The sequence below is a fragment of the Cellulomonas sp. P4_D11 genome (assembly GCF_056401915.1).
Genome location: NZ_JBFUIK010000013.1, coordinates 47,439 through 72,797, shown reverse-complemented (window position 1 = coordinate 72,797; position 25,359 = coordinate 47,439). Strand labels below are relative to the sequence as shown.

General features: G+C 73.9%; 25 protein-coding genes. 15 read left to right on the top strand and 10 right to left on the bottom strand.

Going from position 1 to position 25,359, the window contains the following annotated elements:
• Positions 1–4: 4 nt before the first annotated feature.
• Together AC1DT4_RS10240 and rny are read left to right on the top strand one after the other, a co-directional pair.
• The gene (locus AC1DT4_RS10240; protein ID WP_477089682.1) at positions 5–592 is read left to right on the top strand and encodes a regulatory protein RecX; all 588 of its coding nucleotides are present in this window, start codon (positions 5–7) and stop codon (positions 590–592) included.
• Between the two features lie 221 nt (positions 593–813).
• Positions 814–2,313, top strand: a complete 1,500-nt coding sequence (rny, locus tag AC1DT4_RS10235) for a ribonuclease Y (RefSeq protein ID WP_477089681.1) — start codon at positions 814–816, stop codon at positions 2,311–2,313.
• 11 nt (positions 2,314–2,324) lie between these two features.
• Here the strand turns inward: rny and AC1DT4_RS10230 are convergent, their stop codons facing one another.
• The 4 genes from AC1DT4_RS10230 to AC1DT4_RS10215 form a co-directional block, all read right to left on the bottom strand.
• Positions 2,325–3,185 (bottom strand): amino acid ABC transporter permease, encoded by an 861-nt coding sequence (locus AC1DT4_RS10230; protein WP_477089680.1) that lies wholly within the window; start codon positions 3,183–3,185, stop codon positions 2,325–2,327.
• A complete protein-coding gene (locus tag AC1DT4_RS10225) occupies positions 3,182–3,871 on the bottom strand; it encodes an amino acid ABC transporter permease (protein WP_477089679.1) in 690 nt (229 codons plus the stop codon). Before AC1DT4_RS10225 ends, AC1DT4_RS10230 begins: the two co-directional genes overlap by 4 nt.
• 67 nt (positions 3,872–3,938) lie before the next feature.
• Complete coding sequence (locus AC1DT4_RS10220) at positions 3,939–4,808, bottom strand: glutamate ABC transporter substrate-binding protein (RefSeq protein ID WP_477089678.1); 870 nt, start codon at positions 4,806–4,808, stop codon at positions 3,939–3,941.
• Positions 4,809–4,871: 63 nt separating this feature from the next.
• Positions 4,872–5,645, bottom strand: a complete 774-nt coding sequence (locus AC1DT4_RS10215; RefSeq protein ID WP_477089677.1) for an amino acid ABC transporter ATP-binding protein — start codon at positions 5,643–5,645, stop codon at positions 4,872–4,874.
• A gap of 124 nt (positions 5,646–5,769) precedes the next feature.
• On the opposite strand from AC1DT4_RS10215, the gene miaB reads away from it, so the two are divergent.
• Both miaB and AC1DT4_RS10205 read left to right on the top strand, forming a co-directional pair.
• Complete coding sequence (gene miaB / locus AC1DT4_RS10210; protein ID WP_477089676.1) at positions 5,770–7,353, top strand: tRNA (N6-isopentenyl adenosine(37)-C2)-methylthiotransferase MiaB; 1,584 nt, start codon at positions 5,770–5,772, stop codon at positions 7,351–7,353.
• An 88-nt stretch (positions 7,354–7,441) separates the two neighbouring features.
• Positions 7,442–8,179, top strand: coding sequence for a VOC family protein (locus tag AC1DT4_RS10205; protein WP_477089675.1), 738 nt, complete (start codon positions 7,442–7,444; stop codon positions 8,177–8,179).
• 20 nt (positions 8,180–8,199) lie between these two features.
• On the opposite strand, the gene AC1DT4_RS10200 is transcribed toward AC1DT4_RS10205, so the two are convergent.
• Complete coding sequence (locus AC1DT4_RS10200; protein ID WP_477089674.1) at positions 8,200–8,721, bottom strand: type III secretion system chaperone family protein; 522 nt, start codon at positions 8,719–8,721, stop codon at positions 8,200–8,202.
• Positions 8,718–9,311, bottom strand: a complete 594-nt coding sequence (locus AC1DT4_RS10195) for a type III secretion system chaperone family protein (protein WP_477089673.1) — start codon at positions 9,309–9,311, stop codon at positions 8,718–8,720. The genes AC1DT4_RS10200 and AC1DT4_RS10195 overlap by 4 nt, the downstream gene beginning before the upstream one ends.
• A gap of 99 nt (positions 9,312–9,410) precedes the next feature.
• Here AC1DT4_RS10195 and AC1DT4_RS10190 point away from each other — a divergent pair, with 99 nt between their 5' ends.
• From AC1DT4_RS10190 to AC1DT4_RS10170, 5 genes are read left to right on the top strand one after another with little or no spacing between them, the layout of a single operon-like run.
• The gene (locus AC1DT4_RS10190; RefSeq protein WP_477089672.1) at positions 9,411–10,148 is read left to right on the top strand and encodes a class III extradiol ring-cleavage dioxygenase family protein; all 738 of its coding nucleotides are present in this window, start codon (positions 9,411–9,413) and stop codon (positions 10,146–10,148) included.
• Positions 10,149–10,184: 36 nt separating this feature from the next.
• Complete coding sequence (locus tag AC1DT4_RS10185; protein WP_477089671.1) at positions 10,185–10,700, top strand: type III secretion system chaperone family protein; 516 nt, start codon at positions 10,185–10,187, stop codon at positions 10,698–10,700.
• 5 nt (positions 10,701–10,705) lie between these two features.
• Complete coding sequence (gene miaA / locus AC1DT4_RS10180) at positions 10,706–11,662, top strand: tRNA (adenosine(37)-N6)-dimethylallyltransferase MiaA (RefSeq protein ID WP_477089670.1); 957 nt, start codon at positions 10,706–10,708, stop codon at positions 11,660–11,662.
• Positions 11,659–12,615 carry a diaminopimelate epimerase gene (dapF, locus tag AC1DT4_RS10175; RefSeq protein WP_477089669.1) on the top strand — a complete coding sequence of 319 codons (957 nt, stop codon included), beginning with the start codon at positions 11,659–11,661 and terminating at the stop codon, positions 12,613–12,615. The genes miaA and dapF overlap by 4 nt, the downstream gene beginning before the upstream one ends.
• The gene (locus AC1DT4_RS10170) at positions 12,612–12,950 is read left to right on the top strand and encodes a TlpA family protein disulfide reductase (protein WP_477089668.1); all 339 of its coding nucleotides are present in this window, start codon (positions 12,612–12,614) and stop codon (positions 12,948–12,950) included. The genes dapF and AC1DT4_RS10170 overlap by 4 nt, the downstream gene beginning before the upstream one ends.
• Here the strand turns inward: AC1DT4_RS10170 and AC1DT4_RS10165 are convergent.
• Entirely contained in the window at positions 12,899–14,269 is a 1,371-nt protein-coding gene (locus tag AC1DT4_RS10165; protein WP_477089667.1) for an MFS transporter, read from the bottom strand. The genes AC1DT4_RS10170 and AC1DT4_RS10165 overlap by 52 nt on opposite strands.
• Positions 14,266–14,871: a class I SAM-dependent methyltransferase gene (locus AC1DT4_RS10160; RefSeq protein ID WP_477089666.1), complete on the bottom strand. Its 606-nt coding sequence runs from the start codon at positions 14,869–14,871 to the stop codon at positions 14,266–14,268. The genes AC1DT4_RS10165 and AC1DT4_RS10160 overlap by 4 nt, the downstream gene beginning before the upstream one ends.
• Positions 14,872–14,977: 106 nt before the next feature.
• On the opposite strand from AC1DT4_RS10160, the gene hflX reads away from it, so the two are divergent.
• The 3 genes from hflX to AC1DT4_RS10145 are packed head-to-tail and all read left to right on the top strand — an operon-like array spanning position 14,978 to position 19,647.
• On the top strand, positions 14,978–16,501 hold the full coding sequence (hflX, locus tag AC1DT4_RS10155) for a GTPase HflX (RefSeq protein ID WP_477089665.1): 1,524 nt from the start codon (positions 14,978–14,980) through the stop codon (positions 16,499–16,501).
• Positions 16,502–16,540: 39 nt separating this feature from the next.
• Positions 16,541–18,613, top strand: coding sequence for an ATP-dependent DNA helicase (locus AC1DT4_RS10150; protein WP_477089664.1), 2,073 nt, complete (start codon positions 16,541–16,543; stop codon positions 18,611–18,613).
• Between the two features lie 32 nt (positions 18,614–18,645).
• Positions 18,646–19,647: an L-lactate dehydrogenase gene (locus tag AC1DT4_RS10145; protein ID WP_477089663.1), complete on the top strand. Its 1,002-nt coding sequence runs from the start codon at positions 18,646–18,648 to the stop codon at positions 19,645–19,647.
• 109 nt (positions 19,648–19,756) lie between these two features.
• On the opposite strand, the gene lexA is transcribed toward AC1DT4_RS10145, so the two are convergent.
• The gene (lexA, locus tag AC1DT4_RS10140) at positions 19,757–20,509 is read right to left on the bottom strand and encodes a transcriptional repressor LexA (RefSeq protein WP_477089662.1); all 753 of its coding nucleotides are present in this window, start codon (positions 20,507–20,509) and stop codon (positions 19,757–19,759) included.
• 341 nt (positions 20,510–20,850) lie between these two features.
• Between lexA and AC1DT4_RS10135 the strand changes: the two genes are divergently transcribed.
• From AC1DT4_RS10135 to AC1DT4_RS10125, 3 genes are all read left to right on the top strand, one after another.
• Complete coding sequence (locus AC1DT4_RS10135) at positions 20,851–21,333, top strand: LysM peptidoglycan-binding domain-containing protein (RefSeq protein ID WP_477089661.1); 483 nt, start codon at positions 20,851–20,853, stop codon at positions 21,331–21,333.
• A gap of 320 nt (positions 21,334–21,653) precedes the next feature.
• Positions 21,654–22,169 (top strand): transcriptional regulator NrdR, encoded by a 516-nt coding sequence (nrdR, locus tag AC1DT4_RS10130; protein WP_477089660.1) that lies wholly within the window; start codon positions 21,654–21,656, stop codon positions 22,167–22,169.
• A gap of 152 nt (positions 22,170–22,321) precedes the next feature.
• Entirely contained in the window at positions 22,322–24,304 is a 1,983-nt protein-coding gene (locus tag AC1DT4_RS10125) for a S9 family peptidase (protein ID WP_477089659.1), read from the top strand.
• An 8-nt stretch (positions 24,305–24,312) separates the two neighbouring features.
• Here the strand turns inward: AC1DT4_RS10125 and AC1DT4_RS10120 are convergent, their stop codons facing one another.
• Positions 24,313–25,335, bottom strand: coding sequence for an aldo/keto reductase (locus AC1DT4_RS10120; protein ID WP_477089658.1), 1,023 nt, complete (start codon positions 25,333–25,335; stop codon positions 24,313–24,315).
• Between the last annotated feature and the right edge of the window lie 24 nt (positions 25,336–25,359).

Sequence of the window (25,359 nt, the reverse complement as noted above, 5' to 3'; positions counted from 1 at the left end):
TCGCATGACGACTGGTACCCGGCGTCGGGGGCGGAGCGGCACGGAGCCGCCCCCGACCGGGTCCGCTGCCCAGGACGCCGAGCCCGACCAGGAGGCCGTCGCGCGCGCGATCGCGCTGCGGCTCCTGACGTCTTCGGCTCGGAGCCGGTCGCAGCTGGCCGACGCGATGGCACGCAAGGACGTGCCGGCCGAGGTGGCGGAGCGCGTGCTCGACCGGTTCACCGAGGTCGGGCTGATCGATGACGCCGAGTACGCCCGCATGGTCGTGCGGACCCGGCACGCGGAGCGCGGCCTGTCCCGTCGAGCGATTGCCGTCGAGCTGCGGCGGCGCGGGATTGATGACGAGCTCGCCGGCGAGGCTCTCGAGCAGGTCGACTCGGACGACGAGGAGGTCGCCGCGCGCGCGCTGGTGCGGCGCAAGCTCCGGTCGACGGCCGGCCTCGACGCGCAGACGCAGGCGCGGCGGACGTTCGCCGCACTCGGTCGCAAGGGCTACCCGCCGGGGCTGGTCTCCCGGCTGGTGCGCGAGGAGCTCGCCGCGGCCGGCGCGCAGGACGTGGATTCGCTCAGCGGTCCGGACCTCGGGCTGTAGGTCTGGACGTCGGGCCGGCTGGAGGTCTGGACGTCCGGCCGGGGGCTCTGGCTGGGGTTCGGGCCCTGGATCCCGGGACGTCGGGCGAGCGGAATGCCGGGAATCGACCGTTCCGGGCGGGGTGGCGATGCCGCAGGCAGTGGGTCGGGGTGAGCGACAATGGTCCCCGACCCGCGCAGCACCTTCGTTGCGCGTGACCGCTGCCCGAGCAGGAGGACGACGTGGACGCAGGCGCGACCGCCACCATCGTGGGGCTGCTCGGTGCCTGCCTGGTCGCCCTGGTGCTCGTGCTCGTCGCCCGCCGCGAGGCGAGCGTCCAGCGCGCGCGTGCCGAGGCCGACGTCGCGTCGATCAAGGACGACGCGCGCACCATGCTGGCCGACGTCGAGCGCCGGGAGAAGCGGCTGACCGAGCGCGAGCGGCAGCTCGCGGCCGACCGGTCCGAGGTCGACGACCTGGAGCGCAGGGCGCGCGCCGACGCGGAGGCGGCCGCCGAGGCGCACCGGTCGAGCACGCGTACCGTCGAGGAGGCGGAGCGCGCGGCGGTCCAGGTTGCTGCGGACGCCGACCGTGCCGCGCGTGCGGAGCTCGAGTCGGTGACCGGGCTGACGCTCGAGGACGCGCGCGCCGAGCTCACGCGCCGGATCACCGAGGACGCGCAGAACGACGCCGCGGCGCAGGTGCGCCGGGCGGAGGCTCAGGCGCGCCGGACGGCCGAGGCGCGTGCCCGCCGCATCGTCACCACCGCGGTCCAGCGGCTCGCCGTCCCCACCAGCTCCCAGTCCGCCCTGACGGTGCTGCCGCTGCCGTCGGACGAGATGAAGGGCCGGATCATCGGCAAGGAGGGCCGCAACATCCGGTCCTTCGAGGCGCTGACCGGCGTGAACGTGCTCATCGACGACCAGCCCGACGCGGTGGTGCTCTCGTGCTTCGACACGGAGCGGCGCGAGGTCGCCCAGGTGGCCCTCGAGGCGCTCATGGCCGACGGGCGGATCCACCCCCAGCGCATCGAGCAGGCGTACGCCGAGGCGCTGGCCGGCGCGGACGAGCGCACCGACGCGGCCGGTCACGACGCCGCCGAGCGGGCGGGCGTGCAGGGCTTGCACCCGAACCTGGTCCGCACCCTCGGCCGGCTCCGGCTCCGGACGTCCTACGGGCAGAACGTGCTCGAGCACCTCGTCGAGACCGCGGTGCTGGCCGCCACGATCGCCGCCGAGGTGGGCGCGGACGTCGAGGTCAGCCGCCGTGGCGCGTTGCTGCACGACATCGGCAAGGCGCTCACCGCCGAGGTCCCCGGCACGCACGCAATGGTCGGTGCCGACCTCGCGCGCCGGCACGGCGAGTCGGCGGCGATCGTCAACGCCATCGCCGCGCACCACGACGAGGTGCCACCGGAGACCGTCGAGGCGGTGCTGGTGCAGGTGGCGGACGCCATCTCCGCCGCGCGGCCCGGTGCCCGCCGCGAGGAGCTGGACCAGTACGTCGAGCGCATCGACAAGCTCGAGCAGCTGGTCGCCGCGCACGCGGGCGTGCGCCGGGCCCTGGCCATGTCGGCGGGCCGGGAGGTGCGGGTGGTCGTGGAGCCCTCGGAGGTCGACGACTACGCGCTGCCGCAGCTCGCGGTCGCGATCGCCCGGCACATCGAGGCGGACCTGGCATACCCGGGCGAGATCAAGGTGACGGTCGTGCGCGAGAGCCGCGCGAGCGCCACCGCCGGCTGACCGGGCCAGCCTCAGTCGTTCCCGGTCGCTACGACCAGGCTCGGCGCCTCGGCGCGCGGCTTGCCGGCCGTCCGCTTGCCGACGCGGCTGGCGAGCAGGTCCGCCAGCTTGGTCAGCCCGTAGTTGATGACGATGAAGATGAGCGCCGCGACGACCAGCGCCTGCAGGATGTTGCCGTTGCCGGAGCCGAAGCGCCGGGCGGCGTCGAGCAGCTCGGGGTACGTGATGATGACGCCGAGCGCGGAGTCCTTGAGGATCACGACGAGCTGGCTGGCGATCGCGGGCAGCATCGCGATGAGCGCCTGCGGCACCTCGACGATCCGGAGCGACTGACCGTCGCGCAGCCCGATCGCCAACGCGGCTTCCCGCTGCCCGCGGGGCAGGCTGTGCACCCCGGACCGGACGAGCTCGGCGAACACGGAGCCGTTGTAGAAGGTGAGCCCCAGGACGACGGCGACCAGCGGCACGTCGGACGGCTCCATGACGCGCATCTGCCCGAGGCCCAGGTAGAAGAAGATCATCATGAGCAGCACGGGGACGGCGCGGAAGAACTCGACGATCGTGCCGCTGACGGAGCGAACGGCTCGCGACGCGGAGAGCCGCCCGAGGCCGAAGACCAGCCCGAAGACGGCGGACGTGACGATCGAGATCCCGGCGGCCTTGAGGGTGTCTCGCAGGCCGGGGAGCAGGTAGTTGGTCCACGGGTTGGCCGTGAGGAACGGCTTCCAGAGCGCGGGGTCGAGCTGCCCCTTCGCGCCGAGCCGCGCCAGCACCCACACGCCGATGCCGACGACGACCACGGTGGCGCCGATGTTGACGAAGACCATGCGGCGGCGGGCGACCGGGCCGGGGACGTCGAAGAGGGTGCTCATCGGGCCACCGCCAGTCGTCGGGAGAGGGCGGTGGTCGCCAGGCCGATCGGCACGACGATGATGACGAAGCCCAGCGCGAAGGTGAGGAAGATCGCGACGATGACGTCCGGCCGGAACTCGATCATGGTCTTCATCAGCCCGGACGCCTCGGCGACTCCGGCGGCCGACGCGACTGTCGAGTTCTTGGTCAGCGCGATGAGCACGTTGCCCAGCGGGGCCACGGAGCCGCGGAACGCCTGCGGCAGGATGATCAGCCGCGCCGCCGGCCAGAAGGACAGCCCGATCGCGCGCGCGGCCTCCGCCTGACCCACGGGCACGGTGTTGACCCCGGACCGCAGCGCCTCGCAGACGAACGCCGCGTGATACACGGACAGCGCGAGGACGGCGAGCCGGAAGAAGTTCGTCTGGAAGTCGGGCGAGAGCGTGAAGCCGAGCTGCCCCCAGAGCCCGAGGACGCAGAACACCATGATGATCGTCAGGGGCGTGTTCCGGAGCAGGGTGACGTAGGTGGACCCCGCCCAGCGCAGGCTGGGGACGGGGGAGATCCGCATGGTGGCCAGCACGGTGCCCAGGATCAGGGCGAGGATGCCCGCGTAGAAGGTCAGCTGGATGTTGACCCAGAACGCGGCGGGCACGTCGAACTCGCCGAACAGCGACACGAACTGCTGCAGAAAGCCGTCGTCCACCGACGCTCCTTGCTCTGGGAGGTCCCGGGGGCCGTCGCGGTCGTCGCGAGGGCCCCCGGGAGACGGGTCAGGCGCAGGCGGCGGGCGTCGGGGGGTTCAGCTCGTCGTTCGCCTTGTAGCCGGAGGCGCCGACGTTCTTGTCGAGCAGCTCCTGCCACGTGCCGTCGTCGATCATCTTGGTGATCGCCGTGTTGATGGCCTCGCACTTGTCGCTGCCCTTGGGGATGCCGACCCCGTAGTTCTCCTCGGAGAACGGGTTGCCGACGACCTTGACCTTGCCCTCGTTCGCGGGCACGGCGGCCAGGCCGGCCAGGATGATGTCGTCGGTGGTCACGGCGTCGACGGTCCCGGCAGTCAGTGCCGTCACGCACTCGGCGTAGCCGGGCTGCTCGAGCAGGTTCGTGCCCGTGGCGTACTCGTCCTTGATGCGCTGGGCGGACGTGGACCCGGTGACCGAGCAGAGGTTCTTGCCCTCGAGGTCCTCGGGGCCCGTGATGGAGTCGTCGTCGGCGGCGACCAGGAGGTCCTGCCCGGCGACGAAGTACGGACCGGCGAAGGAGACGACCTCCTTGCGCTTGTCGGTGATCGAGTAGGTCGCGAAGATCATGTCGACCTGGCCGTTCTGCAGCAGCGTCTCGCGCTGCGCGGACGGCGACTGGACCCACTCGATCTGGTCCTCGCCGTACCCGAGCTCGCCCGCGACGTACTTCGCGACGTCCACGTCGAAGCCGGTGTACTCGCTGCCGTCCTGGTACCCCAGGCCGGGCTGGTCGAACTTGATGCCGATCTTGATCGTGCCCTCGGCGCCGCCGCCGGAGGCGGACGCGTCGCTGGTGGCGCCTGCGTCGGTGTCGGTGTCGCCGTCGCCGCTCGAACAGCCGGTCAGGCTGAGCGTGGCGGCGGCAGCGAGTGCCAGGACCAGTCGTCCTCGTCGCATGATGTGTCTCCCCTTGTGTGTGGTGTGCGGTGTCGGTTCGGTCGCGGTGGGGTTCTGGGGTTCTCAGTGGGTCAGGATCTTGGACAGGAAGTCGCGCGCGCGGGCGCTGGTGGGTGCCGTGAAGAACGTCTCCGGGTCGGCCTCCTCGACGATCTGGCCGCCGTCCATGAAGACGACGCGGTGCGCGGCCCGGCGCGCGAAGCCCATCTCGTGGGTGACGACGATCATGGTCATGCCGTCGTTCGCGAGGCCGACCATGACGTCGAGGACCTCGTTGATCATCTCGGGGTCCAGCGCGGACGTCGGCTCGTCGAAGAGCATGACCTTCGGCTGCATGGCCAGGGCCCGGGCGATGGCGACGCGCTGCTGCTGCCCGCCCGACAGCTGCGCGGGGAGCTTGTCGGCCTGGTCCCGGACGCCCACCCGGTCGAGCAGGTCCATCGCGATCTCGCGCGCCTTCGCGGGCTTCACGCCCTTGGCCTTGACCTGACCGAGCACCACGTTCTGCAGGACCGTCTTGTGCGCGAACAGGTTGAAGGACTGGAACACCATGCCGACGTCGGCGCGGAGCCGGGCGAGCGCGCGCCCCTCCGCCGGCAAGGGCTGGCCGTCGAGCGAGATGGTGCCCGAGTCGATGGTCTCCAGGCGGTTGATCGTGCGGCACAGCGTGGACTTGCCGCTGCCGGAGGGGCCGATGACGACCACGACCTCACCCCGACGCACGGTGAGGTCGATGTGCTGGAGCACGTGCAGCGAGCCGAAGTGCTTGTCGACGGCCTTGAGCTCGACGAGGGCGTCGGTCGGATGGTGGGTCGGAGCGGCTGCTGGGTCCTCCATTGGTCGAACCTACGGGGCAATTGTCGGACTTGGCGAGCGCTCACCGTCACGATCGGGCCACGGCTCGGTCAAGCGACGTCCTCGATGCAGGTCACTCCGACCCACCGCCGTACCCTGGTCGGTGATGTCCACGACCCTGCCCATCGCCCTTCCGCGCCCCTCGTCGACGAGCGCCGACGGGTCCGCTGCGCGCACCTATCTGGTGAAGACGCTCGGCTGCCAGATGAACGTGCACGACTCGGAGCACATGGCGGGCATGCTCGAGCAGGCCGGCTACGTCGCCGCCAGCCCCGCGGACGCCGCGGCGGAGGACGCCGACGTCATCGTCATCAACACGTGCGCGGTCCGCGAGAACGCGGCGGACAAGCTCTACGGCAACCTGGGCCGGCTGGCGGGCACCAAGCGGGCGCGGCCCGGCATGCAGATCGCGGTCGGCGGGTGCCTGGCGCAGAAGGACCGCGCGGGCATCGTCGAGCGCGCGCCGTGGGTCGACGTCGTCTTCGGCACGCACAACCTCGACGTCCTGCCGACGCTGCTGGAGCGCGCCCGGCACAACGCCGAGGCGCAGGTGGAGATCGAGGAGTCCCTGCAGGTCTTCCCGAGCACCCTGCCGACGCGCCGCGAGTCGGTCTACGCGGGCTGGGTCTCCATCAGCGTGGGCTGCAACAACACCTGCACGTTCTGCATCGTGCCGCACCTGCGGGGCAAGGAGCGCGACCGCCGGCCGGGGGAGATCCTCGCCGAGATCGAGGCCCTCGTCAGCCAGGGTGCGATCGAGGTGACTCTGCTCGGCCAGAACGTCAACTCGTACGGCGTCGGCTTCGGGGACCGGGGCGCGTTCGCCAAGCTGCTGCGCGCCGCGGGCGCCGTGGAGGGGCTCGAGCGGCTGCGGTTCACGTCCCCGCACCCCGCGTCGTTCACCGACGACGTGATCGCGGCCATGGCCGAGACCCCGACCGTGATGCCCCAGCTGCACATGCCGCTCCAGTCCGGCTCGGACCGGATCCTGCGGGCCATGCGCCGCTCGTACCGGTCCGACAAGTTCCTCGGCATCCTCGACCGCGTCCGGGCCGCGATGCCCGACGCGTCGATCACGACGGACATCATCGTCGGCTTCCCGGGCGAGACCGAGGAGGACTTCGAGGAGACGCTGCGCGTGGTCGAGGCCTCGCGGTTCTCCTCGGCCTTCACCTTCCAGTACTCGCCGCGCCCCGGCACCCCGGCGTTCGACCTGCCCGACGAGATCCCGAAGGCGGTCGTGCAGGAGCGCTACCTCCGCCTGACCGCTCTGCAGGACCACATCTCGCAGGAGGAGAACCAGGCCCAGGTGGGCCGGACGGTCGAGGTCCTGGTCGCCGAGGCCGAGGGGCGCAAGGACGACGCGACACACCGGGTCACCGGCCGGGCCGCCGACAACCGCCTGGTCCACCTCGCCCTGCCCGTCGGCGGCGCCGCCGTGCCGCGACCCGGCGACCTGGTCGCCGTCACCGTGACGCGGGCCGCGCCCTACCACCTCGTGGCGGACTCGGCGCTGACCGGCGGCACGTTCGCGGTACGCCGCACGGCGGCCGGCGACGCGTGGGAGCGGCGACAGAACGGCGAGGACGAGCACAGCCACGGCGGCGGGGGCGACTCCTGCGGCACGGGCGCGGGACCGGCCGGCCCCGTCGTCCTCGGCCTGCCGACGATCGGCCTCGCGCGCCGCTAGCCCGGCGGGACGGACGTCCCGCGCGCGACCCGGCCGACGCGGGCATTGGTGTCGTCACGGCTCTGACCTGGCCCTAGGGTCGGGCGCCATGGGACTGCAGCTGGTTCAGGTGAACATCAAGGCGCGCGACGACTCGGCGCTCGGCCGGTTCTGGGCGGAGGCACTCGGCTGGGGTCTGTCCAGCGAGGGTCCCGGCGTGACCAACCTCGAGCCCCTCGGCTTCGACTGGCCGGACCCCGCGGCCGTCTGCGTCGACCTGGTGACCGTGCCGGACCCGGAGACCGTGCACTACCGGGTGCACCTCGACCTCGCCACCACCTCACGGGAGCACCAGGCCCAGCTGGTCGCGCGTCTGCAGGAACTCGGGGCCACCGCCGCCGACCTGGGCCAGGGCGACGTGCCGTGGACGGTCCTGGCCGACCCCGAGGGCAACGTCTTCCGGGTGCTGGAGCCGCGGCCGACCTCCCAGGACACGGGCCCGATCGCCGCGGTGGTCGTCGACTGCGCGGACCCGCGAGCCATGGCCCGGTTCTGGGAGGCGGCGCTGGGCTGGACGCTGCACGAGGCGACCGACGACGGTGCGCGGCTGCGGTCGGCGGCGGGAGTGGGGCCCTACCTCGAGCTCCGCCGCACGCCCCCGGGGGCCCCCATCACGAGCCGCATCCATCTCGACGTGCTGCCGCACCCCGGTGACGACCAGGCGGCGGAGGTGGCCCGGCTGCGGTCCCTGGGCGCCACCGACGCCGACGTCGGGCAGGGCGACGTGCCGTGGGTGTGCCTCGCCGACCCGGAGGGGAACGACTTCTGCGTCCTCGCCCCCCGCTGACCGCCGGGCCGACCGGCCGCCTAGTTGTCCGGCACGTCCGGCGGCGGTGCGCCGTCGTGGGGGAGCACGGCCTCGAGCGACGAGAACATCTGCACGCCGGTGCCCAGCCCGCACGCGAGCAGCTGCGCCAGCTGCGGGTCGGTCACGCCCGGCTCGAAGTCGGCGGACACCTCGCTGTAGAGGGCGAGGACGCCCTCCTCCTCCCGCAGGTAGGCCTTGGGCCAGATGCGCTCGCGGTTCCAGTCGTTGACGGCCAGCGACGCGACCTCGCGCTGGTCCAGCGGCAGGCTGCGGTGCCAGCGGCCGCGGACCTGCAGGATCTCCTGCTGCTCGCCCAGGAGCAGGAACCAGAACCGGCTCCCGTCCCAGGTGCCGGTGAGGTCGCCGTCGTCGTCGATCACGAACCGGTAGCCGCGGCCCACGAGGTAGTCGGCGATGCGCTCGCGCGTCAGCGGACCCGGCGGCTCGTCGTCGGGCGTCGGACGCTTGGTGGGCTTGGGCAGCCCGCCGAGGACCCGCAGGAGCCAGCCCGGCCCGCTCACGGCGCGACTCCCGCCGGGTCCGGGTACCGCTCGTCGAGCGCGTCGAAGAACATGCTGCCGGTGGACAGGCCGCAGAAGAGCATCTGGCTGAGCTGGGAGTCGGTCGCACCGTGCTCGAGGTCGGTGGCGACCTCGGAGACGACGTGCACGCGCCCGTTGTCCCGCACCCGGACATACGCCTTGGGCCAGATCCGGTCGGCGTTCCACTCGTTGCACAGGTCGAGCACCTCCTCGAGGCGCTCGATGGCGACCTCGCGGTGCCACTGCCCGCGGACCTGGAGGATCTCCGACTTCTCGCCGAACAGGAAGAAGTAGAACAGCCGCCCGCGCCACAGCCCGCCCAGGTCGCCGTCGTTGTCGACGAAGTAGCTGAACTGGTTGTTGGTCATCCACGCGGCGATCCGGGCGGGGGTCACGTCGGTCGGCAGGTCGGTGGCAGGTTCGGCCACGCCGAGCTCGCGGGCCAGCAACTCGGCGACGCGGTCGTGGAGCTCGTTGTCGTCCGGCTCGGGCGCGGGGAGGCGTTCCGACGACTCGGGACGCGAGCGCCCCGGGAACCATCGCCGCGCACGTTCCCCGAACGACCCCATGCGCACGACAGTACCGGCGGTCGCCCACAGAGGGAGCCGTCATCCGGGGGACCGCCGTGTCGCCCGGGTGCCCCGCGCGTCTCGCGTAGGTTCGGGCGCATGCTCGTCCGCGCCGCGCTGGTCCCCGACACCGCACTGCTCGTGCCCGGCGCCGCGGGGTCGGCCGAGGTCCTCCCCGCGCTGCGTGACGCCGCGCTGCGCGCCGTGCAGGACGTCGTGGCGACGGGCCCGCGCACCATCGTCGTCGTCGCTCCCGGCCGCGAGGAGCGCGAGCTCACGGGTGTCGTGCGCCCCTCGCTCGGCCCGGCCGGGATCCCCGACCGGCTGCTGAGCTGGCCGGTGCCGGACGTCACCCTCGACGGGCCGCGGGCGGGCCCGCCGTCGGTCCCGAGCGCGGTCGCGCTGCACCTGCTCGCCCGAGCCGGCCGCACGGACGGGCTGCGGGTGGTGGAGGTGACCGGCCGCCAGGGCGCAGAGGAGCTCGCGGCGCTCGGACGGACCCTGGTCGGCGACGGTCCGACGGGCCTGGTCGTCGTCGGCTCGGGGAGCGGGCGGCACGGGCCCGACGCGCCGCTGGCCGACGACCCGCGGGCGATCGAGCACGACGCGCGCGTGCTGGTCGACCTCGTCGACGCCGGTCCCGACGCCCGCGCCCGGCTGGCCGTCGACGACCCTGCCCTGGCCGAGGAGCTCGCCGTCCGGGGGTGGGGTCCGTGGCAGGTGCTGCTCGGCGCCGTCGGTCCCGCACAGGTGCGCGGACGGCTGCTGGCGACCACCACCGAGCTCGGTGCGCAGCACTCCGTCCTCGTCTGGGAGCCCCGGCCGGACGCCGGGTAGGGTCGCGCTGTCCACCCCCCGACACCCGAGGTCCCGATGTCTGCCGACGCCACCGAACCCACCCTCCCGCCGCTGACCATCGACCGCGTCGCGGCGCGGCTCGACGCGCGTGGCTCGGTCTACGGCCGCGACACCGACGGCGACCTGGTCGGCCGGTGGGACGGGCACCCGTTCTGGTTCATCACCATGGGCCGCGCGAAGGAGTACTTCCAGGTGCGCGGCCGCTGGGCCCGCCAGGTGCCCTCGAGCGAGTTCGGCAACGTGCTGCTCGGCGCGAACGCGTGGTCGGAGCGGATGGTCTGGCCCAAGCTCTACGTCCGCATCGAGGCCGACCTGGTGGCGGTCTACACGGAGCACACCGTCGACTACGAGCACGGTGTGAGCGACGCGCAGCTGGACCTGCAGATCACCGGCGGGATCGCGAGCGCGCTGCGGTTCTTCAACGAGCTCGACGAGAAGTACCCCGAGGCCGTCACCACGGTGCCGGTCACACCTCCGCCGCCCGCGCCGCCCGTGGCGTACCACGACCCGGCGCGGCCCACGATCGACTGACGCCGATGACCCTCGTGGTCGCGCTCGTCGGGCCGACGGCGACGGGCAAGTCCGACCTGGGGCTGGCCCTCGCGCACACGCTCGGCGGCGAGGTGGTGAACACCGACGCGATGCAGCTCTACCGCGGGATGGACATCGGCACCGCGAAGCTCACGCCCGGCGAGCGCCAGGGCGTCCCGCACCACCTCCTCGACGTGCTCGACGTGCACGAGGACGCGTCTGTCGCCGACTACCAGGCGCGTGCGCGGGCGGCGCTGCAGGACATCGCGTCGCGGGGTGCCCGGGCGGTCGCCGTCGGGGGGTCGGGGCTCTACGTCCGCGCGCTGCTCGACCACATGGAGTTCCCCGGCACCGACCCGGGGATCCGCGCGCGGCTCGAGGCGCGGGTGGAGGTCGAGGGAGCGCGCGCGCTGCACGCGGAGCTGGCCGCCGCCGACCCCGTGGCCGCGGACGGCATCGGCCCGCGCAACGCGCGCCGGATCGTGCGCGCCCTCGAGGTCATCGAGATCACGGGGCGGCCGTACTCGGCCAGCCTGCCGCAGCACGTCTACGAGGTGCCGGCCGTGCAGATCGGGCTGGACTGCGACCGCGCGGTGCTCGACGAGCGGATCACGGCCCGCGTGGACCGGATGTGGGCCCGCGGGCTGGTCGAGGAGGTCGAGCACCTGCGCGCGCACGGGCTGGGCCGGACGGCCTCCCGCGCGGTGGGCTACGCCGAGGTGCTCGCGATGCTCGACGGCAGGCTGACGGCCGACGAGGCGCAGGCGGCGGTCGCCGCGGGCACCCGCCGGCTCGCCCGCAAGCAGATGGGCTGGTTCGGCCGGGACCCGCGCGTGCACTGGCTCGACGCGCGCGACCCGGACGTCGTCGAGCGTGCCCTCGCGCTCGTCGCGACCGCCGACGCCGGCGAGCTGGGACTGGCCACCGACGACCCCGCGCCACGACGTAGCCTGGGCTCATGACCGTCGTGGCCGCACCCACGCTGCACGTGACCAAGGGCCACGGCACGCAGAACGACTTCGTGCTGCTCGACGACCGCGAGGCCCACGTCGACCTGTCCGCCACCCTGGTCCGCGAGCTCGCCGACCGGCGCGCAGGGGTGGGCGGCGACGGCGTGATCCGGGTGGTCTCCAGCGAGCTGGTGCCCGAGGGCGTGGCCGCGCTGGCCGAGGAGCCGGCCGCGGTCTGGTTCATGGACTACCGCAACGGCGACGGCTCGGTCGCGGAGATGTGCGGCAACGGCGTCCGGGTGTTCGCGGCCTACCTCGAGCGGCTCGGGCTCTGGGACGCGGCCGAGGGCGAGCTCGCTCTCGGCACGCGCGCCGGTGTGCGCCGCGTGCGCCGCGTCCCCGTGCCGGCCGGGGTCGGCGACGACGTCTGGTACGCCGTGGACATGGGCCGCTGGCACCTGCCGGGCGGTGCCGACGCGGTCGCCGCCGGCGCGGACGCCGAGGTCGAGGTCGCCGGACTGCCGGTCGCCCGGGCCGGCCTCAGCGTCGACGTCGGCAACCCGCACGTCGTGCTGGCCCTGATGGACGAGGACGAGCTCACCGCGGCCGACCTCACCAGGGCGCCGCAGGTCACCCCGGTGCCGTCGAACGGCACCAACGTCGAGCTCGTCGTGCCCCTGGGCGAGCAGCGTGCGCCCGACGGCTCCCTGGTCGGACGCGTGCGCATGCGCGTCCACGAGCGGGGCGTGGGGGAGACCCGGTCGTGCGGGACCGGGGCGTGCGCCGCGGCGCTCGCGGTCCGCACGTGGGCCGGCACCGGCGCACCGGACGTGTGGCTGGTCGAGGTGCCGGGCGGCACCGTGCGCGTCAGCCTCCTGCCCGAGGGGCACGTCGAGCTCGCCGGACCCGCGGTCCTCGTCGCCGCGGCCGACGTCGACCTGGCCGCGCTCACCGCAGGCCGATGAGCACGCGCCTGACCGCGTCCGACCTGGGCGCTGCGCTGGGGGAGCTGGGGGAGCGCGCGACGGTCGTGCAGTTCTCCAGCACGTTCTGCGCGCCGTGCCGCTCCACCCGGTACGTCCTCGAGCGGGCCGTCGCGACCACCGAGGGCGTCGCCTACGTCGACCTCGACGTCGCGGACCACCTGGAGCTCGGCGAGCGCCTGGCGATCGACGTCACGCCCACGGTCCTCGTGCTCGATGCCCGCGGGGAGGTGATGCGCCGGGCGACCGGGGTGCCGACGCTCGCTCAGGTCCGCAGCGCGCTCGACGCCGCGTCGTCGGTGGCATCCTCCGCCTGAGGGCGGCCGACGCCCACCCGCGGGGCCACCAGCGCGGCGCCGAGGGCGAAGACCGCGGCGACCGAGAGCGCGGCCGTGAACGGGTTGCCCGCGGCGAGGGAGAACGCCAGCCCGGTGAGCGCGAGCGCGATCGCCGCGCCGATGGAGTCCGCGATCGACAGGGCCGAGCTGTTGACGCCCTGGCTGCCCGGCGTCGAGTAGGCGAGCACCAGCACGGTCAGTCGCGGGTACGCCAGACCCATCCCGGCGCCCGCCAGGGTCCAGGACGTGATCGCTACGGCCGCCGGGAGGTCGCCGGCCGCCGTCACCAGGGCGCCGACGATCGCCGCGAGCGTGAGGACCGAGCCGATCACCACGGCCGTGCGGTGCGACAGCCGCTCCCCGAGCCGCCCCTGCAGCCACGACGTGCTAGCCCAGGCGATCCCGCCGACCGTGAGCGCGATCCCGGCGGTGGTCGGCGAGAATGCGTACCGCTCCGTGAGCAGGTACGGCAGGTAGACCTCGGCGCCGAAGAACGCCCCGGCCACCAGGCCGCGGGCCGCGATGACGCTCGGCAGGCCGCGCGCCGCGCGCAGCGTCCCCGCGGGCACGACCGCCCGCAGCGCGACGAGAGCCAGCGCCCCGGTGACCACGGCGACCACGACCGACCAGGGCACCGCCAGGTGCGCGGCGAGGTTGAGGCCGAGGACGGCCGCCGCGGCGAGCCCGGCCCAGGCGAGCCGGCCCCGCGGCGCGGAGTCGCCGGGCGTGTCCGGCGGACCGATCCGGCGCAGCGCGGGCAGGAGCACGAGCGTCGTCGGGACCACGAGCACCGCGACGCCGAGGAAGACCCACCGCCACCCCGCGTGCTGCGTCACCGCACCGGCCGCGGCCGGCCCCACGAGCGACGGGACCACCCAGGCCGCGGCGAACCACGCGAACAGCCGCGGGTGCAGGAGCGGGGGATAGAGGCGGGCCACGACGACGTAGAGGGCGACGGTCATGGCGCCCCCGCCGAGGCCCTGCACGAGCCGGCCCGCCACGAGCACGCCCATGGTGGGCGCGGCCCCCGCGACGAGGATGCCGACCATGAACAGGGCGATCGCCACCAGGAGAGGGGTGCGCGGTCCGCTGCGGTCGCTCCACGGGCCCGCCACGACCATCCCGACGACGCCGGTCGCCAGCGGCCCGGCGAAGGCGAAGGCGTACAGGGACGCGCCGTCGAGCGCGTTCGACACCGTCGGCATCACGGTGGTCACGGCCAGCGACTCGAAGGCGACCATGAAGATGAGCGTGACCATGCTCCAGGTCGTCGGGCGCAGCGTCCGCCAGTCGCTCATCGGTCGCGCACGGCCAGGACCCGGAAGCCCTTGGCGCTCGCGGTGCGCTCGACGTCGACATCGAGCTCGGCGGCGATCCAACGCTGGAGCGAGTCCGCCCCCAGGTTCTTCCCGACGACGAGGTGCGCCTCCCCGCCCGGCTCGCGGCGGCCGAGCCACTGCGTGAGCATCGCGTGCAGGGCCTCCTTGCCGACGCGGATGGGCGGGTTCGACCAGATCGACGCGAACACGACGTCGTCCGGCACGCGGTCGGGCGTGACCGCGTGGAGGTTGGTCACGCCGAGCCGCTCGGCGTTGCGCCGCGTGAGGTCCAGCGCCCGCTCGTTGACGTCGACGGCCCAGACGCGGGCGCCGGGCGACTCGAGCGCGAGCGTGAGCGCGATCGGCCCCCAGCCGCAGCCGAGGTCGAGCAGGTCGCCCTCGGCGGGCGGCTCCGGGGCGTTCTCGAGCAGGACGCGGGTGCCGAGGTCGACGTGGTCGGGCGAGAAGATGCCGCCGGCCGTCTCGACCTCGACGTCCCGGCCGGCCAGCCGGACCCGCAGGAGGCGTCGCTCGTCGGCCGAGGCCGGCTGCGCCGTGAAGTAGTGGTCGTGCTCGCTCACTGCGCCGACGATACCGACGCCCGGCCGCTCGGCCCGCAGCGAAATGCCTCGTCGTCGTCGGACGGGGCGTGCGACCCTGGAGATACCGCACGAGAAGAGGACCCCCTTGACCGACCCGCAGCACACCACCCGCGAGACCGACGACGCCCCGCTCACGCGCTCCGCGCAGGAGGTCGCCGACGATGTCGTCGCCCGGGTGCTCGCCAGGGCGGGGACCGCGCTGCAGGCGGGCGTGACCGTGCACTCGTCGTACGACGGGGACCAGCTCGACCTCGAGGAGCGCACGTCGCTGCGCCGCGTCGCGGGCCTGTCCACCGAGCTCCAGGACGTCACCGAGGTCGAGTACCGCCAGCTGCGCCTCGAGAAGGTCGTCCTCGTGGGCGTCTGGGGCTCCGGCACGGTGACCGACGCCGAGATCTCGCTGCGCGAGCTCGCGCAGCTTGCCGAGACCGCCGGTTCCGAGGTGCTCGACGGTCTGCTCCAGCGCCGGCAGAAGCCCGACCCGGGCACGTACCTGGGCTCCGGCAAGGCCTCCGAACTGGCGGCCCTCGTCGCGGCCGTCGGAGCGGACACCGTCGTGGTCGACGGCGAGCTCGCCCCCTCGCAGCGCCGCGCCCTGGAGGACATCGTCCGCGTCAAGGTCATCGACCGGACCGCGCTGATCCTCGACATCTTCGCCCAGCACGCCAAGTCCCGGGAGGGCAAGGCGCAGGTCGAGCTCGCGCAGCTGGAGTACCTGCTCCCGCGTCTGCGCGGCTGGGGCGACTCGATGTCCCGGCAGGCCGGTGGCCAGGTGGGCGGCGCCGCAGCCGGCATGGGCTCGCGCGGTCCCGGTGAGACCAAGATCGAGCTCGACCGCCGGCGCATCCGCAACCGCATGGCCAAGCTGCGCCGCGAGATCGCGGCGATGGAGCCGGGCCGCGTGACCAAGCGCGCGTCGCGCAAGAAGCACGCGATCCCGTCTGTCGCCATCGCGGGCTACACCAACGCGGGCAAGTCGTCGCTGCTCAACCGGCTCACGCACGCCGGGGTCCTGGTCGAGAACGCCCTCTTCGCCACCCTCGACCCCACCGTCCGGCGCGCCGAGACGGTCGACGGCCGCATCTACACCCTCGCCGACACCGTCGGCTTCGTCCGGGCGCTCCCGCACCAGCTGGTCGAGGCGTTCCGCTCGACGCTGGAGGAGGTCGCGGACGCCGACCTGATCCTGCACGTGGTCGACGCCTCGCACCCGGACCCCGAGGGCCAGATCGCGGCCGTCCGGCACGTCTTCGCGGACATCCCGGGCGCCATGGACGTGCCCGAGATCATCGTGCTCAACAAGGCCGACCTGGCGACGCCCGAGGCGATCGCCCGGCTGCGCTCGCGCGAGGTCCACTCGATCGTCGTCTCCGCCCACAGCGGCGAGGGCATCGACGAGCTGCAGGCCCTCGTTGCCGACCAGCTCCCGCGCCCAGGCGTGTCGGTCGACCTGGTCGTCCCGTACCACCGGGGCGACCTGATCAGCCGCGTGCACGAGCACGGCGACATCCAGGCCGAGGACCACACCGCCGAGGGCACGGCCATCCGCGCGCGGGTCGACGCCGGTCTCGCCGCCGAGCTCGAGGCCGCGGCACTCGCTCGTCCCTGACGGTCCGTGAGCGTCGTCGGCCGCCACTAGGCTGACGCGGTGCCAGACGCCGACCCCTCCGTCGAGACGCTCCTCGACGTCGCGGTCGAGGCGCTCGGTGGCGTCCGCCGGGACGGCCAGCACCAGATGGCCGTCGCCGTCGCGGAGACCATCGACAAGGGTGAGCACCTTCTCGTGCAGGCCGGCACCGGCACGGGAAAGTCGCTCGGGTACCTGGTGCCCGCGCTGCGCCACGCGGTCCTCGAGAACGAGCACGTCGTGGTGTCCACGGCCACGCTCGCGCTGCAGCGGCAGATCATCACGCGCGACCTGCCGCTGGTGGCCAAGGCGCTCGAGCCGCACCTGCCGCGGACGCCGTCGATCGCGCTGCTCAAGGGCTGGCACAACTACCTCTGCGTGCACAAGGTCGCCGGCGGCTACCCGGACGACGACACCGGCACGCTGTTCGACCTGGGCGAGCACGCCGGCGCCGCCGAGCACCCGTCGCCGGCGCGCAAGGGCGCCGCGGGGCCGACCGAGAGCCTGGGCGAGCAGGTGCTGCGGCTGCGGGAGTGGGCCGACGAGACCGACACCGGCGACCGCGACGACCTCGTCCCGGGCGTCACCGCGCAGGCGTGGCGGCAGGTCTCGGTGACCTCGCTGGAGTGCTTGGGCGCCAAGTGCCCGATGCTCGCCGAGTGCTTCCCCGAGAAGGCGAAGGCCGCGTCGCGGGAGGCGGACGTGGTCGTGACCAACCACGCGATGCTGGGGATCGCGGCGTCGGGGTCGCCGGGTGTCCTGCCCGAGCACCAGGTCCTGATCGTCGACGAGGCCCACGAGCTCACCGACCGCGTGACCGCCCAGGCGACGTCCGAGCTGTCGGTCGCCACGATCGAGCACGCCGCACGCCTGGCGCGGCGGCACGGCGGGGTCCCGACGACGGACCTCGACCAGGCGAGCCAGGCGCTGGCCACCGTGCTCGTCGGGCTGCCCGAGACCCGGTTCCGCGACGGCCTGCCGCCGGCCGCCCGTGACGCGGTGGCGAGCGTGCGCGACACGACGCGCGCGCTGCTCAGCGTGCTCAAGCCCGAGTCCGGGCCCAACGCCCCGCCCGAGGGCGGTCGCAAGATGGCCCAGGCGACCATGCTGGCGCTGCACGAGGTGGCTGACCGGATGGCCGCCGACCCCGACGACAACCGGCACACCGTGCTCTGGAGCTCCCGCAGCGAGGACCGGCGCGGCAGCATCCTCACCCGCCTGCACGCCGCCCCGCTCGCCGTCAACGGCCTCATCCGGACCCACCTGCTCGCGGGCCGCTCCGGCGTCCTCACGTCGGCCACGCTCGAGCTCGGCGGCTCCTTCGACCCGATCGCGCGCGCCGTCGGCCTCGAGGTCCGCCCGGACGCCGAACCGGTCGGCCCCACCTCGCTGGGCGGGCCCCCCGCCGCCGCGCCCGCCGGTCAGCCGTGGCGCGGGCTGGACGTCGGCAGCCCGTTCGACTACCCCCGGCAGGGGATCCTGTACCTCGCGCGGCACCTGCCGAAGCCCGGCCGCGAGCCGGCGACCGACGCGCAGCTGGACGAGATCGCCGAGCTCGTGACGGCCGCTGGGGGCCGGACACTCGGGCTGTTCTCGTCGCGACGCGCGGCGAACGCCGTTGCCGCCGCGATGCGCGAGCGGCTGGACGTCCCGATCCTCGTCCAGGGCGACGACCAGCTGCCCACCCTCGTCTCGCAGTTCATCGCCGACGAGCCCACGTGCCTGTTCGGCACCCTCTCGCTCTGGCAGGGCGTCGACGTCCCCGGCGCGACCTGCCGACTCGTCCTCATCGACCGCATCCCGTTCCCGCGGCCAGACGACCCCGTGAGCTCCGCCCGCTCGGACGCGATCGAGGCGGCGGGCGGCAACGGCTTCCTCGCGGTCTCCGCCACGCACGCCGCCCTCCTGCTCGCCCAGGGCGCCGGTCGCCTGATCCGGACCAGCGAGGACCGCGGTGTCGTCGCGGTGCTGGACCCGCGCCTCGCGACCGCCGGCTACGGCAGCTTCCTCACGCGGTCGCTGCCCGACTTCTGGCGGACCACCGACCGCGCCGTCGCCGTCTCCGCGCTGCAGCGGCTCGCCGCGTCCGGATAGCCTCGGTCGGGTCGACGACCTGGAGGTACGTGATGACCGAGAGCCTGGACATGGAAGACGTCGGCATGGCCCCGTACCGCAGCGCACGCCGCACCTCGAAGCTGGCGATCGTGGGCGCGGGGGCCGTCGGGTCGACCATGGCGTACGCCGCGCTGATGCGCGGGGCCGCCCGGTCGGTGGCCCTGTACGACATCAACGCGGCGAAGGTCGAGGCCGAGGCGCTGGACCTCGGGCACGGCATCCAGTTCATGCCGATGGCGCAGGTGGTGGGTTCCGACGACATCGCGGTGTGCGCCGACGCCGACGTCGTGATGTTCACCGCGGGCGCGAAGCAGAAGCCCGGCCAGTCGCGGCTCGAGCTCGCCGAGGCCACGATCGGTCTCGTCCGCAAGGTGCTCCCGGCGCTCGTGGACGTCGCCCCCGAGGCGGTCTACGTGATGGTGACCAACCCCGTGGACGTCGTCACCTACGCGGCGCTGAAGATCTCCGGGCTGCCACCTGCGCAGCTGTTCGGGTCGGGCACCGTGCTGGACTCCTCCCGTCTGCGCTACCTGATCGCCCAGCACACGGGGGTCGCCGTGCAGAACGTGCACGCCTACATCGCGGGCGAGCACGGGGACACCGAACTCCCGCTGTGGGGCTCCGCCAGCATCGGGTCCGTCCCGCTGCTCGAGTGGACCGGGGCGGGCGGTGCCGGCCCGCTCACGGCCGACGTCCGGGCAAGCATCACGCGCGAGGTCGTCGAGTCTGCCTACCGGATCATCGAGGGCAAGGGCGCGACGAACTACGCGGTCGCGCTGGCCGGGTCGCGGATCATCGAGGCCGTCGTCAAGGACGAGGGCAGGGTGCTGCCCGTGTCGTCGTTGCTCGACGACTTCCACGGCATCAGCGACGTGTGCCTGTCGGTGCCCGCCATCGTCGGGGCGCACGGCGTGGGCCAACGGCTGCCGGTGCCGCTCTCCGACGACGAGCTCGCCGGCCTGCGGGCCTCCGCCGAGGCCGTGCGCTCGGTCGCCCGGCAGTTCGGCTTCTGAGCCGGCAGCCGTCAGCGGCTCGTCGGCGCGCCACGATCGACGGGGCTTCGCACGACTCGCGCGGTGGTGACCGGCCGGGCCGCGCTCGGCGCGCGGCCCGGCCGGCGCGTCAGAGGCTGCGCAGCACGCTGACGACGCGACCGAGGATGGTCGACTCGTCGCCCGGGATCGGCGAGTACGCCGGGTTGTGCGGCATGAGCCACACGTGGCCGTCGATGCGCTTGAGCGTCTTGACCGTGGCCTCGCCGTCGATCATCGCGGCGACGATCTCGCCCTGCTCGGCCACGGGCTGGCGGCGGACCACGACCCAGTCCCCGTCGCAGATCGCGGCGTCGATCATCGAGTCCCCGCTGACCTTCAGCAGGAACAGGTCGCCGTCGCCGACCAGCTGGCGGGGGAGCGGGAACACGTCCTCCACCACCTGCTCCGCGAGGATCGGCCCGCCAGCGGCGATCCGCCCGACGACCGGGACGTAGGACGGCGCGGGCATCCGCTCGCCCTCGCCCTGGTCGGGGAAGCTCGACCGGCTGCCGTCGGGCGCCTGCCAGGTGCCCACACCCCGGGAGTCGTCGGCGTGCACGACCTCGATGGCTCGCGGGCGGTTGGGGTCGCGCCGCAGGTAGCCCTTGCGCTCGAGGGCCGTGAGCTGGTGCTTGACGCTCGACGGGCTGGTCAGGCCGACGGCCTCGCCGATCTCGCGCATGCTCGGTGGGTAGCCGCGCGACTCGACCGACGTCCGGATGGTGTCCAGCACGAGCCGCTGGCGCGCCGTGAGGCCGTCCGGGCCAGGCGCACCGTCCGGCAGCGCGTGGATCGTCGCCAGGTCCTTGTCGGGCTGGGACGTGTCCCGTGAGTCCGTCACTGCGCTCCTCCTCCGTCGGGCGGCGGCCTCTCGGCCCTGACCGCCTGGTACCGCTGGTTCCGCCTGCTCCGTGAACGTGCCGCGCTGCCTGTGCCAGCCGACGCCCCCGAGCTCCTGACCTGCGGCGACGGGGGCTCCCGCCGGTCGTGTCAGTGGCTCGTGGTGCGCTTGTGCTGCATCGCCAGCCTAGGGATGTCGGGACGGAAGATCAAACATCTGTTCGATCGTGTCTCGACAGTGTCGGCGGATGCTGGTAGACATCGTACAGACGTTCGACGAACAAGCGTTCGACGACCAGCGGTACCCCGGGAGACCGGGCCGAGCAGGAATCGAGTGACGTGATGAGCGCGATGGCGATGGGACCCGCGATGCCGAGCTTCGCGACGCCGAGCAGCCGGACGGCCGGCGCCACCCGCGGGTCGGCCGCCTCGTCGGCCGCGTCCCGGGCGAGCCACCTCCGGCTGGTGGGTACCCCGACCATCGTCACGGCGCCCGTGGACCAGCCCGCGGACCAGGCGGCACCCGCGGCCGCGTCGCACCTCCGGCTCACCACCCGCGGTCGCGTCGTCCTCTGGGTCCTCGCGGCCGCGATCGTCGCCCTGGTCACGCTGCTCGGCAGTCGCGCCGCGGCGGACGGCCCCTCCGGAGCGCAGGAGGTCGTGCGGCACGTCGTCCAGCCGGGGGAGACCATGTGGGAGATCGCCGAGACCGTCGCCGGGCCCTCGGACGACGTGCGCGACGTCGTGTTCGACCTCGTCCGGCTGAACGAGCTCCCCGACGCCGGCCTGATGGCCGGCCAGGTGATCGTGGTCCCCGCGGGCTGACGGACGTCCGTCGGCGGCGCGGGAGCCCGCCAGAGCACCGTGGGGGCGTGGCACACAGGACGCGCGGTACTGCGCGGGCCGAGGCGAGTCGGCCCGCTACACGGGACGGGAGCGTCCCCGCGTGGGCGGTCATCTCAGGATGGCCGCCCTCGTGCGTCGCCCGGGGAACGTGGGGGGCGACGTGGGATCGAGCACGGCGGGTCGCGTCGGGGGCAACGACCTTGCACCGCCGCAGAGCGTGGCCTAGCGTCACGGGGGCGTTCACGACGCCATCGCCGCCGGCCCTCCCGGCTCGGCGGGCCAGCTCGAAGGGGATCACGGTGCACTGTCCGTTCTGCCGTCACCCGGACTCGCGGGTCGTCGACTCGCGGACCTCGGACGACGGGTCGACCATCCGGCGACGCCGCCAGTGCCCGCACTGCAACCGCCGCTTCACCACGGTCGAGACCGCCAGCCTCTCCGTGGTCAAGCGCTCCGGCGCCACCGAGCCGTTCAGCCGCGAGAAGATCGCCGGCGGCGTGCGCAAGGCGTGCCAGGGCCGTCCGGTGAGCGAGGACGACCTCGCGCTGCTCGCTCAGAAGGTCGAGGAGACCCTGCGCGGCGCCGGCTCGGCGGAGATCGATGCGTACGAGATCGGTCTGGCCATCCTCGGTCCACTGCGGGAGCTCGACGAGGTGGCCTACCTGCGGTTCGCCAGCGTGTACCAGGCGTTCGACTCGCTCGAGGACTTCGAGGCCGCGATCACGGTCCTGCGGGCGGAGCGCGACGGCACGGAGGACGTGGACGACGCCGAGGAGCCGCTGCAGCCCGAGGACGAGACCGCGCGCACCAGCTGAGGCACGGGCTCGCGAGGATCCACCACGTCCCCTCGGGCACCGGAGCAGCGACGCGTCCGCACACACGGCTCCGGGACCGGCGGTCGGGGGCGTGCCGAGGCCGTCGGCCCCGTCGGTCGGAAAGTCTCGGCGGGACGACGTAGGTTCGTCCGGTGCTTCCTACCGATCTCGAGCTCCTCCACGTCCCCGGCGCGCCCGCCGTCCTCCCGGACGGCAGCCGCGCGATCGTCTCGGTCGTCCGACCGGACCTGAGCACCGACGAGTACACGGGCCACCTCTGGTCCGTCGACCTCGTCGGTGACGAGCCGCCACGACCGCTGACCCGCGGGCACCGGGACACCGCACCCGACGTGTCGCCCGACGGTCGGTGGGTGGCGTTCCTCCGCGCAGAGCCCGAGGGCAAGCCGCAGGTGTTCGTCGTCGAGTCGACCGGGGGCGAGCCCTTGCAGCTGACCGACGCGCCGCTGGGCGCCGCCGAGCCGCGGTTCTCGCCGGACGGCACCCGGGTGTCCTACGTCGCCCGCGTCCCCGAGCCGGGCCGGTACGAGGCGGACGGCAAGCCCGGGTCGGAGGACCCGCGGCACATCACCGCGCTGAAGTACCGCGCGGACGGGGTCGGCTTCCTGCGCGACCGGCCGCAGCACGTGTTCGTCGTCGACGTCCCGCTCGACGGGGAGCGTCCGACCAGCCTGCCCGAGCCCGTGGCCCTGACCGCCGGCGAGATCGGCGTGTCCGGCGCGCGCTGGCTGCCGTCGGGAGAGGCCCTCGTGGCCGTGTCCTCCCGGCACGCGGCCCGGGAGGACGACCTGCGCAGCGACGCCGTCCTCGTCGACGCCTCGCCGGGCGGGGAGCTCGCGGCGCCGGTCCCGCTCACGGACGGCGACGCGGGCAGCACGCTCGGCGTGGACGCGGTCCTGCCGTCGGCCGACGGGGGCACCCTGTGGCTGCTGGCGAGCGACCTCGGACCGACCGGCCGCGACTTCGTCGCCGCACAGGTCGGCCTGTTCCGGCTCCCGCTCGGCGGCGGCGGCACTCCGGAGCGCCTCACGGACCTGGAGGACGTGCAGCTCGGCGGCGTGCTGGCGGAGGTCGACGGGGACCCGGTGGTCGTCGTGGAGCGCCGCGGCGCCCAGCACCTGGCCCGGGTCGAGACCGACGGCGCGCTGTCCACGCTCGTCGGCGGCACCTCCGTCGTCTCCGGCGCGGCGGTGGCCGGCGGGCGCGTCGTGGCGACGGCGGCGACCCCGACCTCGTCCGGCGAGGTGCTGGTCGTCGACCTCGGCACGGGAGCCGTCGACGTCCGCACCGACCTCTCGGCGCCGTTGCGCGCGACCGGGCGGGTCCGGCCTCCGCGGGAGCTGCTGGCGACCGCGCCCGACGGCTACGAGGTGCACGGCTGGGTGGTCACGCCCGACGTCGAACGGTTCGGCGCGGGGCCGCACCCGACGATCCTCATGATCCACGGAGGCCCGTTCGCGCAGTACACGCACGGGCTGTTCGACGAGGTCCAGGTGCTCGCCGAGGCCGGCTACGCGGTGGTGTTCGGCAACCCGCGCGGCTCGTCGGGCTACGGGCGCGCGCACGGCCTGGCCATCCAGGGCGGCTTCGGCACGTCGGACACCGAGGACGTCCTCGCCCTGCTGGGTGCGGCGCTCGAGGACCCCGCGCTGGACGGCGAGCGCGTGGGGGTCATGGGCGGCTCGTACGGCGGCTACCTCACGGCGTGGCTGACCACGCGCACCGACCGGTTCGTCGCGGCGATCGTCGAGCGCGGCTTCCTCGACCCGGTGAGCTTCGTCGGCTCCAGCGACATCGGCTGGTTCTTCGGCACCGCGTACCTCGGCGACGCCGCGGACGAGCACGGCGCCGCGGCGGTCGCCGCGCAGTCACCGATGGCACACGTCGGTGCGGTCAGGACGCCCACGCTCGTCATCCACTCGGAGCAGGACTGGCGCTGCCCGGTCGAGCAGGGTCAGCGCTGGTTCGTCGAGCTCAAGCGGCGTGGCGTCGAGGCGGAGCTGCTGCTCTTCCCGGGCGAGGGCCACGAGCTGACGCGGTCCGGCAACCCGAAGCACCGCCGGGTGCGGTTCGAGCACGTGCTGCGCTGGTGGGAGAAGCACCTGCCGGTCGGCTGAGCCGCGCGTCAGCGGTCGCTCGAGCGCACGCCCCACATGTTGATCCCGGCGTCGACGGCGTGCGGCTCGATCGCGGCGACCTCGTCGTCGGTCAGCGGCGGGAGGTCGACGGCGGCGAGGTTCTCGTCCAGCTGGTCGGTGGTGCGGGCGCCGACCAGCACGGACGTGACCCGGGGGTCGCGCAGGACCCAGGCCAGGGCGAGCTGCGGGAGCGTCCGGCCGCCGGCTCGGGCGATCTGGTCGAGGGCCCGCACGTGGTCCAGCACGTCGTCCGTCAGCCACTCGGTCCGCAGCGGCCCGCCGCGCGCCGCCCGCGAGTCGGCGGGCACCCCGTGCAGGTACCGCTCGCTGAGCATCCCTTGCGCCAGCGGGGAGAACGCGACGACGGCCAGGCCCGCGTCGGCGGCGACGTCGAGCAGGGAGCGACCATCCGGTCCGGGCTGCTCGATCCAGCGGTTGAGGATCGAGTAGGCGGGCTGGTGCACGGACAGCCGCAGGCCGAGCGAGCGGGCGACCGCGAGGGCCTCGGCGGTGCGCTCGGCCGAGTACGACGAGATCCCCGCGTACCGGGCCTTGCCCGACCGGACGGCCCGGTCGAGGGCGCCCAGCGTCTCCTCGAGCGGCGTCGACGGGTCGAACCGGTGGCTGTAGAACACGTCCACGCTGTTCAGGCCGAGCCTGCGCAGCGACTCGTCGAGCGACGCGCGCAGGTATTTTGCGGAGCCGTGCTCGCCGTACGGCCCGGGCCACGCGCGGTAGCCGGCCTTGGTGGTGATCAGCAGCTCGTCACGGCGTCCGCGCAGGTCACGGGCCAGGAGCCGGCCGATCGACTCCTCGGCGGCGAACGGCGGCGGCCCGTAGTTGTTGGCCAGGTCGAGGTGCACGACCCCGCGGCCGACGGCGTGCAGGACGAGCCGGCGCTGGTCCTCGAACGGCGTCGACGCGCCGAAGTTCTGCCAGAGCCCCAGCGAGACGACCGGCCAGGACAGGCCGCCGGCCCGGCGGTGCGGGACATTCGCGACATCGGGCACGCCCCGACGCTACCCGCGGTGAGA

What these genes read in the sequence shown, in the direction of transcription:
- AC1DT4_RS10240 (WP_477089682.1), top strand. Translation starts at nt 5, where the DNA reads ATGACGACTGGTACCCGGCGTCGGGGGCGGAGCGGCACGGAGCCGCCC.
- AC1DT4_RS10230 (WP_477089680.1), bottom strand. Translation starts at nt 3,185, where the DNA reads ATGAGCACCCTCTTCGACGTCCCCGGCCCGGTCGCCCGCCGCCGCATG.
- AC1DT4_RS10220 (WP_477089678.1), bottom strand. Translation starts at nt 4,808, where the DNA reads ATGCGACGAGGACGACTGGTCCTGGCACTCGCTGCCGCCGCCACGCTC.
- AC1DT4_RS10215 (WP_477089677.1), bottom strand. Translation starts at nt 5,645, where the DNA reads ATGGAGGACCCAGCAGCCGCTCCGACCCACCATCCGACCGACGCCCTC.
- miaB (WP_477089676.1), top strand. Translation starts at nt 5,770, where the DNA reads ATGTCCACGACCCTGCCCATCGCCCTTCCGCGCCCCTCGTCGACGAGC.
- AC1DT4_RS10205 (WP_477089675.1), top strand. Translation starts at nt 7,442, where the DNA reads ATGGGACTGCAGCTGGTTCAGGTGAACATCAAGGCGCGCGACGACTCG.
- AC1DT4_RS10195 (WP_477089673.1), bottom strand. Translation starts at nt 9,311, where the DNA reads ATGGGGTCGTTCGGGGAACGTGCGCGGCGATGGTTCCCGGGGCGCTCG.
- AC1DT4_RS10190 (WP_477089672.1), top strand. Translation starts at nt 9,411, where the DNA reads ATGCTCGTCCGCGCCGCGCTGGTCCCCGACACCGCACTGCTCGTGCCC.
- AC1DT4_RS10185 (WP_477089671.1), top strand. Translation starts at nt 10,185, where the DNA reads ATGTCTGCCGACGCCACCGAACCCACCCTCCCGCCGCTGACCATCGAC.
- miaA (WP_477089670.1), top strand. Translation starts at nt 10,706, where the DNA reads ATGACCCTCGTGGTCGCGCTCGTCGGGCCGACGGCGACGGGCAAGTCC.
- dapF (WP_477089669.1), top strand. Translation starts at nt 11,659, where the DNA reads ATGACCGTCGTGGCCGCACCCACGCTGCACGTGACCAAGGGCCACGGC.
- AC1DT4_RS10170 (WP_477089668.1), top strand. Translation starts at nt 12,612, where the DNA reads ATGAGCACGCGCCTGACCGCGTCCGACCTGGGCGCTGCGCTGGGGGAG.
- AC1DT4_RS10165 (WP_477089667.1), bottom strand. Translation starts at nt 14,269, where the DNA reads ATGAGCGACTGGCGGACGCTGCGCCCGACGACCTGGAGCATGGTCACG.
- AC1DT4_RS10145 (WP_477089663.1), top strand. Translation starts at nt 18,646, where the DNA reads ATGACCGAGAGCCTGGACATGGAAGACGTCGGCATGGCCCCGTACCGC.
- AC1DT4_RS10135 (WP_477089661.1), top strand. Translation starts at nt 20,851, where the DNA reads ATGAGCGCGATGGCGATGGGACCCGCGATGCCGAGCTTCGCGACGCCG.